12 protein-coding genes are annotated in these 13,629 nt (G+C 56.6%); 10 read left to right on the plus strand and 2 right to left on the minus strand.

Annotated features, from left to right (window positions below):
- Nucleotides 1-408: 408 nt before the first annotated feature.
- The 3 genes from ACFPM8_RS06000 (at nucleotide 409) to ACFPM8_RS06010 (ending at nucleotide 3,272) form a co-directional block, all read left to right on the plus strand.
- A complete protein-coding gene (locus tag ACFPM8_RS06000) occupies nucleotides 409-987 on the plus strand; it encodes an NnrU family protein (protein ID WP_378996033.1) in 579 nt (192 codons plus the stop codon).
- A gap of 171 nt (nucleotides 988-1,158) precedes the next feature.
- Entirely contained in the window at nucleotides 1,159-2,547 is a 1,389-nt protein-coding gene (locus ACFPM8_RS06005; protein WP_378996036.1) for an FAD-binding oxidoreductase, read from the plus strand.
- 131 nt (nucleotides 2,548-2,678) lie between these two features.
- Nucleotides 2,679-3,272: a YdeI/OmpD-associated family protein gene (locus tag ACFPM8_RS06010; protein ID WP_378996125.1), complete on the plus strand. Its 594-nt coding sequence runs from the start codon at nucleotides 2,679-2,681 to the stop codon at nucleotides 3,270-3,272.
- Nucleotides 3,273-3,313: 41 nt separating this feature from the next.
- Here ACFPM8_RS06010 and ACFPM8_RS06015 read toward each other — a convergent pair whose 3' ends face one another.
- Nucleotides 3,314-3,802: a GlcG/HbpS family heme-binding protein gene (locus tag ACFPM8_RS06015; RefSeq protein WP_378996039.1), complete on the minus strand. Its 489-nt coding sequence runs from the start codon at nucleotides 3,800-3,802 to the stop codon at nucleotides 3,314-3,316.
- Nucleotides 3,803-3,902: 100 nt separating this feature from the next.
- On the opposite strand from ACFPM8_RS06015, the gene ACFPM8_RS06020 reads away from it, so the two are divergent.
- From ACFPM8_RS06020 to ACFPM8_RS06050, 7 genes are all read left to right on the plus strand, one after another.
- Nucleotides 3,903-4,781: a LysR family transcriptional regulator gene (locus tag ACFPM8_RS06020; protein ID WP_378996040.1), complete on the plus strand. Its 879-nt coding sequence runs from the start codon at nucleotides 3,903-3,905 to the stop codon at nucleotides 4,779-4,781.
- Nucleotides 4,782-5,077: 296 nt separating this feature from the next.
- On the plus strand, nucleotides 5,078-6,190 hold the full coding sequence (locus ACFPM8_RS06025; RefSeq protein ID WP_378996042.1) for a porin: 1,113 nt from the start codon (nucleotides 5,078-5,080) through the stop codon (nucleotides 6,188-6,190).
- A 220-nt stretch (nucleotides 6,191-6,410) separates the two neighbouring features.
- Nucleotides 6,411-6,884 (plus strand): VOC family protein, encoded by a 474-nt coding sequence (locus ACFPM8_RS06030; protein WP_378996045.1) that lies wholly within the window; start codon nucleotides 6,411-6,413, stop codon nucleotides 6,882-6,884.
- 522 nt (nucleotides 6,885-7,406) lie between these two features.
- Complete coding sequence (locus ACFPM8_RS06035; protein ID WP_378996047.1) at nucleotides 7,407-8,642, plus strand: DUF4297 family anti-phage-associated protein; 1,236 nt, start codon at nucleotides 7,407-7,409, stop codon at nucleotides 8,640-8,642.
- 1 nt (nucleotide 8,643) lies between these two features.
- The gene (gene herA, locus ACFPM8_RS06040) at nucleotides 8,644-10,413 is read left to right on the plus strand and encodes an anti-phage-associated helicase HerA (RefSeq protein WP_378996049.1); all 1,770 of its coding nucleotides are present in this window, start codon (nucleotides 8,644-8,646) and stop codon (nucleotides 10,411-10,413) included.
- A gap of 560 nt (nucleotides 10,414-10,973) precedes the next feature.
- Entirely contained in the window at nucleotides 10,974-11,453 is a 480-nt protein-coding gene (locus tag ACFPM8_RS06045; protein ID WP_378996052.1) for an HAD domain-containing protein, read from the plus strand.
- Between the two features lie 163 nt (nucleotides 11,454-11,616).
- Nucleotides 11,617-12,633 carry a M29 family metallopeptidase gene (locus tag ACFPM8_RS06050; RefSeq protein WP_378996127.1) on the plus strand — a complete coding sequence of 339 codons (1,017 nt, stop codon included), beginning with the start codon at nucleotides 11,617-11,619 and terminating at the stop codon, nucleotides 12,631-12,633.
- Here ACFPM8_RS06050 and ACFPM8_RS06055 read toward each other — a convergent pair whose 3' ends face one another.
- Complete coding sequence (locus ACFPM8_RS06055; protein ID WP_378996054.1) at nucleotides 12,634-13,530, minus strand: LysR family transcriptional regulator; 897 nt, start codon at nucleotides 13,528-13,530, stop codon at nucleotides 12,634-12,636.
- Between the last annotated feature and the right edge of the window lie 99 nt (nucleotides 13,531-13,629).

The following is a 13,629-nucleotide window of genomic DNA, read 5'->3' on the forward strand; positions in this document are numbered from 1 at the left end:
TTGTTAAAGAACCTGGTCCGCTGTCGCGCCGACTTGCGTCGTTCGCGTCACCAACAAAGCGTTTTGTTTGTCAGCAGCAGAGAGATGAGATTATGTGGCGTTTCCAGTTTTTCGTCAACTACTTTTTGTTACTCTTCCGAAAAACTTCTTTATTCAACCTCCATTCCTTCACCTGCGTCCCACATCGAATTTCGCGCTCAAAAACAGCCTTCGCTGCCTCTTTATTTCGCGTCGTTCTCAACGGGAGGCGAACTATAGCAAACCTTTTTCAACACTGGCAAGGCTTTTTTGAAAAAACCAGTTATATCAATTCTTTCTCAATTCCGCGATCAAGCGCCGCAACCGCATTGACAAATGACATTCAACTCTTAGACTGCAACGATTGCCCGACAGAAAGCATCTCCCGACATGACACTACTAATACTAGGATTACTAATCTTTCTTGGCGCGCACTCGGTCCGCATCGTCGCCGAGCCTTGGCGTGCAGCGCAAATTGCGCGTATCGGCCCGACCAGTTGGAAAGGTTTGTACGCGCTGGCGTCGGCGGTTGGGCTGGCGCTGATCGTCTGGGGTTACGGACTGGCGCATGGGCACCCGGCTGCGCTTTGGACGCCACCAATTTGGGCACGACATCTCGCCGACTTGCTGACCGCACTGGCTTTCGTTCTGATCGCGGCGGCTTATATACCGAGCAACCACTTCAAGGCCGTTGTCGGCCATCCAATGTTGCTTGGGGTCCAGTTCTGGGCAGTGGCGCACTTGCTCGCGAACGGCACTCTGGCGGCCTTTGTATTGTTTGGCGCCTTCCTGGCTTGGGCGGTGACGGATTTTGCGTCGTCGCGCCGCCGCGACCGGCTGGCAGGGACGCAGTACCCGGCCGGAACATTCACGCGAGATGCTGTAGCAGTCATGGTCGGACTCGCGACCTGGGCGCTGTTCGCATTCCTTCTACATGGCTGGTTGATCGGCGTGCGGCCGTTCGGTTGAAGCCCCGATGCAGCCGCATCGCCACGCCTTTGCCGACAGCCGAGCGATACGGTCCGGCAGGTAGCATTTTCAGTGGTCGGTGCTATCTTGAAGTATCCGTTTACGGCCAGCGGCGGCTGTAGCTCGCCCCCACCTGGCGCCTTGGACTACGCGCAAGAAAGGAGCTTCGCCATGATTGGGATTCAGCAAGAAGTCATCGAACAATTCAAGTCGCAAGTAAGAGGCCAGGTATTACTGCCGCCCGACCCGGGATTCGACACCGCGCGCACCATCTGGAACGCCATGATCGATCGCAAACCCGGCGTGATCGTGCGCTGCGCAGGCGTGGCCGACGTGATGCGCGCAGTTGACTTCGCGCGCGAGCGCGGCCTGCTGCTCTCCGTTCGCGGCGCCGGTCACAACATCGCAGGCAATGCGGTCTGCGACGATGGCCTGATGATCGACCTTTCCCTGATGAAATCGGTGCGGATCAATCCCGAGACATCAAGAGCATATGTCGAGCCCGGCGCCACCCTCGCCGACTTCGACCATGAGGCCCAGGCCTTCGGGCTGGCTACTCCGTTGGGCATCAATTCCACCACCGGCGTCGCCGGGCTGACGCTGGGTGGCGGTTTCGGCTGGCTGACCCGCAAGCACGGGATGACAGTCGACAACCTGCTGTCGGCCGACGTCGTCACCGCCGACGGCAAGCGGCTGCACGCCAGCGCGCAAGAGAATCCCGACCTGTTTTGGGCGATTCGCGGTGGCGGCGGCAACTTCGGCATCGTCACCCTGTTCGAGTTTCAGCTGCATCCGGTCGGCCCCGAGGTATTGGGCGGACTCATCGTTTTTCCGTTCGCTCAAGCCAAGCCCCTGCTCGTCAAGTACCGTGAGCTGGCCGATCAAATCCCCGAGGAGCTGAATGTGTGGGTGGTATTGCGCAAGGCTCCGCCGCTGCCGTTCCTGCCGACAGAGATTCATGGCAAGGAAGTCATGGTGGTGCCGTTTCTGTACGCTGGGGAGATCGAGGCGGGAAGACGCGCGATCGAGCCGCTGCGCAACTTCGCCCAGCCGCATGGCGAACACATCGGGCCGATGCCCTACGCGGCCTGGCAAAAAACATTCGACCCCTTGCTAACTCCCGGGGCCCGCAACTATTGGAAATCGCATAACTTCACCGAACTCAGCGACGGCGCCATCGACACCATGATCGAGTACGCCAGCAAACTCCCTAGTCCCCAATGCGAGATCTTCATCGGCTTGGTGAGCGGGCTAGCGAACCGCGTGCCGAAGGAGGCCACCGCCTACACCCATCGCGATGCCAAGTTCGTCCTCAACGTGCACAGCCGCTGGGACCAGCCAGACCAGGATAAAGCCTGCATCGGCTGGGCTCGCGAGTTCTTCGCTGCGACCACGCCGTATGCGACCGGCGGCGTCTATGTCAATTTCATGACCCAGGAAGAAGGCGAGCGCATCCCGGCGGCATATGGCCCCAATTACGAGCGGCTGGTTCAGCTAAAAAGCAAATACGACCCGACCAACCTGTTCCGCATGAATCAAAACATTAAACCTTCCGCCTAGCGCGATCCAGCAGCAATGAGTTTGCTTCACCCAAGCGGCCAGCACCGGGGGGGGGGATGACGATGCGCGTCGCGACTGCATTAAGCCGTATTAGAATGCTCTCCCCCATCAGCCGCGCCCAAGAAAAACAGATGAGCCTCGATCGCACCCCCATCGACGACCAATCGACACTGCTGTTTGATCACCAGAAATCCTGGGCCGCATGGCTAAAACAAAACCATGGCAAGTCGTCCGGCGTGTGGTTGCGGCTGGCGAAGAAGGACTCGGGCCAGCAGTCGGTTTCCTACGGTGAGGCGCTGGAAACGGCGCTGTGCTACGGCTGGATAGACGGACAAAAGAAGAGTGACAACGCGCACTACTGGCTGCAGAGATTCACGCCGCGCTCGGCAAAAAGCATCTGGTCAAAGATCAACCGCGATAAAGCGCTGGCGCTGATCGATAGCGGCCAAATGCAAGCCGCCGGGCTCAACGAGATTGAGCGCGCAAAGAGCGACGGCCGCTGGGAGGCCGCCTATGACTCGGCCAGCAAGGCGACAGTGCCCAGCGATTTGCAATCGGCACTCGACGCCAACGCACAAGCGAAAGCGTTTTTCGCCACCCTTGATAGCCACAATCGCTACGCGGTCCTGTTCAGGATTCAAACCGCCAAGAAGGCCGAAACGCGCGCCAAGCGCATTCTGCAGTTCGTACAAATGCTGGAACGGCACGAGAAACTGCATCCATAAGACGTAGGCCGGCAAAATGCAATCACGAGCGGACGATTTGCTTATAGCGCCCCGGCCCCAGCCAAGGCAACCTGCACATCCTGATCCGACTGCATGCCGGATACGCCGATCCCTCCAACGACAGCACCATTGCGCAACAAAGGAAGGCCGCCTTCGAGCGGCGTCAAATTATTCATCCCCAGCAGCCGCAGATGTATCCCGCCTTGTGTCAGCGCCTCCTGAAAAACCGCCGTCGGCCGCCGGAAAGCCACCGCGGTCTCGGCCTTCTGTCGGCTGACCTCGATGCTCCCTAGCTGGGCCTGATCCATCCTGTGCAAAAGAATCAGTTGGCAAGCGCTGTCGACCACCGCAATCACCATCGGCCAGCCGCGTTCCCGCGCAAATTCCTCGGCGGCATGCACCACCGACTTTGCTTCCGCCAGCGTCAGCGAAAGACCATACGGAACAGGCACCAAAACCGGCGGCGCGGCCACATCCCCGACATCTTGCGCTACGGAACGGGTCTGCTCATTTGCCACATCAACTGTCATATCAAACTCCTTCAAAAAATGCGATGAGGCAAGTATGCACTTTGCCGATTTAATTGATAATTAGCATCTTTATGGAAAGACTTTGATGTTTTCAATGAAAATGACTTCACTACAAGACTATGCCGCCTTCGTCGCCGTGATTGACGAAGGCAGCCTGACCGCGGCAGCGCGCCGGCTCGGACGTTCGGTGCAAGCCGTCAGTACGGCTTTGAAAAATCTGGAGGACGAGCTTGGGCTGACGCTGGTGACGCGCACCACGCGGCGCTGCAGCCCGACGCCGACCGGCGTGAAATTCGCCGCCCGCCTGCGGACCGTGCTGGCCGACATTGCCGACGCGCACGCGGAAGCGCTGGATGAAGCCGCACAATTGAGCGGCCCGATCAGGATCGGTGCCTCGACCTTGTTCGGTCCCGAGTTCCTGATGCCGATCCTGGCCGGCTTCATCGAACGCCACCCCGAAACCACGATAGAACTGGCGCTATCGGATCGCCAAGTCGATCTGGTCAAAGAAGGCCTGGATCTGGCGATCCGGATCGGCCCCATGAATCAATTGGACGTGAAGGCAAAAAAACTTGGGCTGCGGCGCCGTGTGGTGGTCGGCGCCCCCGGGTATCTGGCGCGCCGCGGCCGTCCCGGCGAGCCCGCCGACCTGGCGCAGCACGACTGCATTCTGCGGCGCAACGCCAGCCAGAAGGAAAGCTGGGCTTTCACCTCCGGCAACGTTGAGGTGCGCGGCCGCTTCAGCTCCGACAGTGCGCTGGCGCGTCATCGGGCGGCAACTCTCGGGCTCGGCTTGTGCATGGCCCCGCTGTGGCAGGTGCATAGCCTGGTCGACGCCGGGCAATTGGAACTGGTGCTCGATGCATATGAATTGCCCGGCACGCCGATTCATATCGTATGGCCGGAAGGACGGACATCGCGACGAGTGCGCGCAGTGATCGACCTGCTGGCCGCGCGCCTGTCGCTTGCGGGACTTTAAGTCACCTCCGACGAGGATAAAGCGCATTACAGGCGAGAAAATTCGAGCAAAAATCGCATAAACAAAGTCATAAATGTCATAAACAGCTGTTAAAAAACAACATAAATCATCAACCCCATCCAATTTATAAAAAATCAAAAACAAATGCAGAAAAATTAATGCAATTTCTTTATTAGTAGGTAATATCTATCCCGTTCTGTTTGTAACAATAAGTAACGATTTGTTGCATCACTGACGCATCAGCTCAGGCGTTGGAGCGAACATCAAAATAATATTTAAGCTAACAAAGGGAAGAAATGAAGAAAACTGCATTCGCGCTAGCCGCCCTCGCTCTGATCGGCGCCAACGTACAAGCTCAAAGCAATGTCACCATTTATGGCGTGGTCGATACCAGCATCACTTACACCAGCAAAGTCGGCGCAAAAAACGACAAGCGCTTCAGCCTGGATTCGGGCGATCTGTCGACTTCCCGCATCGGCTTTAAAGGGGTGGAAGATCTTGGCAGCGGATTGAAAGCGATTTTCCAACTGGAAAACGGCTTCAATGCAGACGATGGCTCACTGGCGACCGCCAACACATTGTTTGACCGCAAATCGGTAGTCGGCCTGGCTGGCGGCTTCGGCACTGTGACGCTCGGCCGTCAAACCGACTTCCTGGAAGACATCGGCAATAAATACACATCGGTGCAAACCTTCGGAGGCAACGGCGTCAAGGGCGGCCACTTCAACAACCTGGATCGCATTTCGGGCGCCCGCACCAACAATTCGATCCGCTACGACAGCAACAACGTCAGCGGCTTTACCGGCAACTTGTTCTACGGCTTCGGCGAAGTTGCAGGCAAAACTTCGGCCGGCCAAACGTTCGGTTTCGGCGGCAACTATGCGAACGGCCCGTTCGGCATCGGCGCGGCGTACTTCCAAACCAAACTTGCTGCCGACGCAGCACCGGCCAAGGCCGGCGACACCGACCTCAAAACCTTCACCCTGGGCGCCAGCTACCAAGCCGGCCCGGCCAAGATCTACGGCGCATGGTCGCAGGCAAAACGGCCATTGGCGACGGCCACCGCAGCAACCGGCTTGGTCAACATCACGACCGCCACCAAAGCCAACATCTTTGATCTGGGCGTCGATTACGCACTGTCCGGAAATCTGCACCTATTGGGCAGCGTGATTTTCGACCGCGCCGACATCAGCCGCAAAACAGCCGGCTCGACCAAGGGCAAGACCACCCAGCTCAACCTTGGCGTCGACTACTTTCTGTCGAAACGCACCGATGTGTACGCTTTGTACAGCAATCAGCGCTCAACTGACGTCAACAACCCGGGCGTGATCAACGCGGCCTACAGCGTTGCGCCGGCGGACGACAGCAATCAAAACGTGTTGCGCGTCGGCCTGCGTCACAAGTTTTAATTAATTAGTTAGCAGCAAGCGATAATCAGCAGTAAATGACGGGGAATGCCGCAAGACCGGGCGTCCCCGCTTCCCTCCCGCGGCATTCGCGCACGCGCCAAAACCACGTTGACAAACCCTGCCCGCTCCATAAACTGCAATCAGTTCCAAATAGAAATACCGCCAACGATCGTTCATTCAGACCACATCTCGCAGCAACCCATACCAGGAGCACGCGACCATGCAAAGACTCAGCACCTGCCTTTGGTTCGACGATCAAGCTCAGGAAGCGGCCGCCTTCTACGTTAGCCTGTTCCCCAACTCGCACATCGTCGACACCAAGTACTACCCTGAAGGTTCGCAACGCCCGGCCGGCTCCGTATTGACCGTTCAATTCACGCTCGACGGCAACGAGTACGTGGCACTCAACGGCGGCCCGCAATTCAAGTTCTCCCCCGCCGTGTCGCTGGTGGCAAATTGCGATACGCAGCAGGAAGTCGATACCCTGTGGCACAAATTATCCGAAGGCGGACAGGAAGGACAATGCGGCTGGCTGACGGACAAGTACGGACTGTCCTGGCAAGTCGTGCCGCGCGCATTGATCAAGATGCTGAGTACGGCAGACAGCGCGGCATCGCAACGCGCATTCGCGGCAATGATGACGATGACGAAGCTTGATATTGCGGCTTTGCAGCGGGCGTTTGAGGGTAGTTAATCCGCCTGGAGAATGAACCTTCCGTCGGCCGCTCATGCGAAGTGTTGAACGTTCGCTTTCCGTGCGACTCACCGGCCAAGACTCACCGGCCAGTTTGGGCCTAACTCGGCTTTTCACGAATGACGCAGTTCGGCCGGTCGAATATCTCCAGTTGAAGGTCGGCGACAGACTGAAAACCGTTATTCGGATTTCTTGGATGGTTGATTACAAATGCCCAGTTGCTACTGCGTGATAAATGGGCTCAGTAGGCAGTTTCGATTTCGAAGGATTCGGCAATCACCGTCCCTCTGTTGCAAAGTATGCATTTCTGAGCAGGCCGAATGCGTCTAGCTGCCAGTAGTCAAAGATTGCAAAAAGCTTCCGCGATGAAATTGCCTTTGTGCTACTGTTGCCAAATCGCATTCTATGCAGCGGAGGTGTCGCGTAAAAACGATATTTGCCAATAATCTATCCCATGTTAGGCACTGCGACCTCCGCGACAGCAGATACTCCCTACGATCGGCCATTAGCCCATACAGATTCATGACGACACGCTCCGCCAATGCCCCCATAAAGGGCTATTTCTATCAGTTTGACCACACAATCGTACAGATTCTGTCCGCGGCATCTGCGAGCGCCGTTGTCACCGTAGAGGGGATCGAGGATGTTGACCTGACCGAGGGCGGCGAAAACGTCCTCACCCAATGCAAATATTATGAAGGCACCGAATACAACCACTCGGTCATCAAGGACGCGGTGATCCATATGCTGCGTCACTTCAAGGACAACGGTTGTACTAGCGGGCAAGACTTCAGCTATCGCGTCTACGGGTACTACAAGAGCGGCCAGGAAAAGCTGCCCGCTGATTTCGATGTGGAATTCTTGAAGAAGCATTTACTTACCTACAAGTCCGAAGGTGTCACCCACGAGGTGCATGCCGAACTCGTGATGAGCGACGCGCAACTGGAGAGCTTCCGCCAGCTTCTCGAAATCAACATCCGTGCAATGTCCTACGACGACCAGCAGGACGAAGCCATGTGCCTCTTGAGATCGCAGATTCCAGGTTGCCTGCAGGAGGATGCGGAAGTCTTCTACTATCCGAATGCCATCAATGTGATCCAGTCGCTAGCGATCAAGGCGAATCTAAACGACAGGAAAATCTCCAAGGCCCAGTTCATCGCGCGGGTAAACCGCAAGGACATCGTATTCAGTGCCTGGCTGCTCAAGAAGTTCGGCGACGAATACTACACACGCGAGGTAAAGAAGAAGCACTTCCATTTCCCATCGTCCACAAAAGTCCCGAAATCTACCCGCATTTTCGTGCTCGACACAGCATCAGAATTTGACCTAGCGAATCTGACGCAATTGCTCGCCAAGATTGGCAAGCGCTTCTCGCACGTCGAAAACAGGAATACCTCGCTGGCCGATAGGTTCTGTCCCTATGTCTTGGTGTTAGGAGCTTCATCTGCAGAATTGATTTCGCTGAAAGAAAACCTGCTTGGACAAGGCATCGAGCTGGCTGACGGGCACGCGTTCAACGGCGCGCAATTCTCTGCAGTACGCCTGGCGCGGCCACCGACAAAAGACAATCTTACGCAACTGAAATTCATCGGATCAGCTTCGCAGATCGGACAAGTAGCCTCATCAATTACGGGATCGACGATGGAGATTTTCGATTTCTTCAAGACCGCGCCGTTGGACGCCGCCGCCGTGCCGGACGGTATCCAACACAACAAGATCAAGACCGACACCGTGTATTTCATTAACGAGGTTATATAACATGCCAATCGGAAACCAGACCCACGCCGAAGTGATCGCCGTTTTCCCTGACAAAGTGAAGATTTCGGTTGAGGACATTGCCGCCTTTTCGGGTGGCGAACCCATCAAGGTGGGATCGTACTTGCGGATCACGGACAACGAGGATTGCGCGCTTATTGCTATCATAGAAAATTTCTGCATCGAGGTTATCGACCAAGAGAAGCGACGTCACGTCATCGAAGCACTGCCCCTGGGGATCATCCGTGATGGAAAATTCATTCGTGGCGGCGACACGCTGACGATCCCTCCGACCGGGGTTGCGCCGGCGACGGAGGAAGACATTAAGAAGATTTTTGACGAATCGGTCAAGCCTGCCAAGAAATTCACGTTCTGCACTTTGGCGGCCAATGTGGATGTCAGCATCCCGGTGGACGGGAACAAGTTCTTCAACAAGCACATTGCTGTCGTAGGTTCAACGGGAGCGGGCAAGTCGCACACGATTTCTAGTATTGTTCAGAAAGCGGTGTCGGCGAAGGACGGCACGTATTCCCTCAATAATTCGCACGTCATCATTTTCGATATCCATTCCGAGTACAAGACGGCTTTCCCAAGCGCGAACTTTCTGGACATCGACAACCTGAATCTTCCGTATTGGCTGCTCAACAGCGAGGAACTGGAGGAGATCCTGCTGGACACAGGCGAACGTGACAACTACAACCAGTCGTCGGTATTTCGCAATCTCGTGACAGAGAACAAGCGGAAACATAACCCAAGCGCCAAGTCGGTTTTCTATGACAGTCCTTTGCGATTCAAGATTCAGGAAGTGCTGAACGCTCTGTATAACATCAAGAGCGAAACCATAACCGCAAAAAACGAGTCCCGATATATGGTCAACGATGGCTCGTACACGCTTCTTGCCGAAGGTAAGACCGATGCGAGCCATGGGTTGCTGCTTTCTTCAAAGGACATGCTCAACAAGTATTTTGAAAATCGACTGGATTTCCACCAGCCGAAAGCTCAAAGCATCACCAAGGGCGATTATGCCGACGGGACGTTGGACAAATTCTATACGCGGTTCGAATCGAAGGTTTCCCAGGAGCGGCTGAACTTCCTTTTTGGAACGGCGGCCGACACCGCCACTCTCGAAGGAACCCTGCAGGCTTTGCTCGGCTATGACGCGAACAAAGCGAATGTGACGGTTATCGACCTCAGCGGCGTACCGTTCGAGGTGCTGAGCATTACGGTTTCGCTCATCTCCCGAATTCTGTTCGAGTATGGCTACTACTACAAAGTATTGCGCAGCCACGCGGGTGAGGCGATCAACAACGACGCCCCGATCTTACTCGTCTATGAAGAAGCCCATAAGTACGTCCCAAACAGCGAGCTGGCGAAATACCGGGCATCAAAGATGTCCATCGAACGGATCGCAAAGGAAGGCCGAAAATACGGTGTTACGCTGCTACTTTCGAGTCAGCGGCCATCAGAGATTTCCGAAACGATCTTTTCCCAATGCAGCAATTTCATAGCGATGCGCCTGACGAATCCGAGCGACCAAAGCTATGTCGCGCGCCTGCTTCCCGACACGCTCGGGAATCTGTGCGACAAACTGCCTACGCTAGGTGCTGGGGAGGCATTGTTGATCGGGGAGGCCGTCGTGATGCCATCCCTCGTGCAGATCGCCCCGTGCGCCCCATCGCCTTCTTCGAGTGACATTCCATATTTCGAACTTTGGAAGAAGGAATGGAAATCCCTCGATTTTGAAAATATCAAAAAGACGTGGCTGAAGGAATAAGCTTTGTTCCAGTGAGTACCCATAGCGCGCTGGGTGCAGAGGCACCTGTCGCTCCATGCCTCACCTTGGACGGGACTCATTGAATTTTGGTGGCCGCGTCTAATTTGACGCAGAATCAAGAACGAAAGGGATCCCAGACAGTGATAGTGCTTCGCTGTCATGGACCTAGCCTATCACGCCACGGCCTGCGCAAAACTCCACGCAGACGGGTGAGTTCAACTGCTTCAAAATTCCCAAAAACGTCCGCTGGTGGAACGTTTTGTGCCATTCATCAAAAATTTCGAGAGACCGCTATTGCTGCATAGCAGACGTTCAAGAACTCCGTTTCCACCGGTTGATCTGGACTGTAAACAGTCAATCAGACGAAACGGTGCGACATCTCTTTTAGACATAGATCGCTCCGCGCCTTAAAATGCGCATCCACAGCCATTTTTATAGCGAACACGCAAAATGCTGCTATCGCCAATCGGTCCGGAATATTTCCCCAAGGCACACTAAAAACCCACCCCACCCGCAATCCAAAACAAAGCCTCTGACTCACCCTAGATAACCGAAACATCATGAAAATCTTATACCTGGACTACAACGGCGTATTGCACGACGACAAAGTCATCCGCAACCGCAAGCGCGGTCTATACATCGCCACGCCGGACCGCTCGTTTTTTGAGTGGATGCCGATTCTGGAAGAGCTGCTGGCGCCATATCCGGATGTGAAGATCGTGCTGTCGACCTGCTGGATCAGGTCGCTGGGATTCGACGCTACCCGGCATGAACTGTCGGAAGCATTGCAGGAACGGGTGATCGGTGCGACCTTTTTGCATCCCAAACTGGATGCAGCGGAATTCGATATGCTGCCGCGCGGCATGCAAGTCTGGAACGATGTCGAACGACGCAAGCCGTCGAGCTGGTTTGCAATTGACGACGATGCTTTCGGCTGGCCGGAACGGTGCCGCGATCGCTTGATTGAAACCAAGGGGCATTTGGGCTTGAGCGACCCGCTTGTGCAAGACCATGTTCGACAAATGCTGGCATCGCTTTGATCTGAAAACATAGCGGTCTTGCAATGTGAATTAAAATGCCTGTCCGTTACGAAATGGCATGGCCCGGTGGCTTGTGCGCTTGCATTTCCACAACTTTCCCTCATGCGATAACCAGACGATGACGCCATTTGCCAACGAAGCCCTCCGCCACCAGCCCAGCGGCATGATCCCCAAGGAAGCCAAGGATGCCGCCGGCAAACATCTGCAAGATATTCTTTCCATCGCCATCGAGCATGCGCATCCGCAAGCGGCGCTGATTGTGTTCGATGCGCGCTGCGAACTGGCGGTGACGCTGACCGAGGGATACCGGCGTTGCCTGCCGAACGCGACTTTCATCGATTTCGACGCGGTTGCGCCGGAAACCGTGCTCGCTGCTTTTGAGCCGCTGGCGCCGTCCGATCTGGTGGTGCTGATTCAATCGACCAGTTTCCGGCTGGAGGCTTACCGGATCAGGATCGAGCTGTTCAAGCGCTCGCTGAAGGTGATCGAACATCCGCATCTGTCCCGCATGACGGGTTCGCAGGCGCTGTATTACATCGAGTCGCTGGCGTACGACCCGGCGTATTTCCGCGGCGTCGGCTACGCGCTGAAGGAGCGCATCGACCGCGCCCGCGGCGGGGTGGTCGATAGCGGCGGCGAGCGGCTGGTGTTCGGCTCTCCTTTCGAGCCGGCCAAGCTGAACGTCGGCGACTACAGCGATATGAAAAACGTCGGCGGCCAGTTCCCGATCGGCGAGGTGTTCACCGAGGCGCAAGACCTGGAGTCGGTCAATGGCCGGGTGCGGATTTTTGTGTTTGGCGACACCTCGTTCCAGGTCAATCAACCGGCAGTGCCGATCACGCTGGTGGTCAGCAAGGGACGGGTGACGGACACCATTGATGCCACTCCTGAGTTCGAGCAGGTGCTGGCCAATATTCGCGCCGACGAGGGGCAAATCTGGGTGCGTGAACTGGGCTTCGGCATGAACCGCGCATTCACCCGCGAGCGCACTGTGTGCGATATCGGCACCTACGAACGCATGTGCGGCATCCACCTGTCGCTCGGCGCCAAGCACGGGGTGTACAACAAACCCCATATCCGACGGGCAGACGCCAGACATCACATCGACGTCTTTGCCGTCACGGAATCGGTCCACCTGGACGATGAGCAGGTGTATCGCGACGGCGCCTGGCAGGTCTGATCAGCGCAGCGCCGGCTCGGCGCGCAGCTTGTCAGCCAATAGATCGACGAAGGTCCTGACCTTGGCCGCTGCCTGCCGCCCCTCGCGGTGCAAAACATGGATCGGCAGCGGCGGTGGCTCGTAACTACCGAGCACCGCTTGCAGCTGGCCCGAATCAAGATGCGCGGCGATTTGATACGACAGCAAGCGGGTCACGCCAAACCCTTGCAGCGCCGCTTCAATCGCGGCGTCGTTGCTGGTCACCGTCAGCCGCGGCTTCAGTTTGACGCTGCTGGTTTTGCTGCCGGCGCCGAAGCGCCACTCGGCAGTCGAGATCCCGGTCGAGACAATCACCGCATGCTGGACCAGTTGATCCGGACTGGCCGGCACGCCGTGCTCGGCCAGGTAGGCCGGTGCGGCGCACACCACGCGGCGCACGTGGCCGACCTTGATCGCCTTCATGGTGGAATCGGGCAGCTCGCCGATCCGGATGCCGACATCCATGCCCTCCTCCAGCAAATTGACGACGCGGTCCAGGAATAGCGCCGACACCGACATCCCGGGAAAACGGCGCAAATAATCGACCATGGTCGGCGTCACGAACATACGCCCGAACAGCACCGGCGCCGTCAGCGCCAAGTGGCCGCGCGGCGCGGCGTTGACGCCGGCCGCGGCCTCGTCGGCCTCATCCGCGTCGGCCATGATGCGGCGGGCATCTTCCAGGTAGCGCAAGCCGGCATCGGTGGCCCGCACAAAGCGCGTGGTGCGATTCAGCAGCTTCACCCCCAGCCGCTCCTCAAGCGCAGCAATCGCACGGGTCACCGCCGGCGGCGACATGTTCAACCTGCGCGCAGCGCCGGCGAAGCTTTCTTCTTCCGCCACCGCGACAAACACGCTCATCAAATAAAACCGATCCATTTGCCATTCCATCCAAGAGAATAATCAATTGTATTTTTTAAGCATTCTTAATGGCACCGGAATTTTGTAAAGTGACCGTCAAACAGCTTGCCCGGACTG

It is taken from the genome of Paraherbaspirillum soli, assembly GCF_042654985.1.
In the GTDB taxonomy this organism is placed as follows: Bacteria; Pseudomonadota; Gammaproteobacteria; order Burkholderiales; family Burkholderiaceae_D; genus Paraherbaspirillum; species Paraherbaspirillum soli.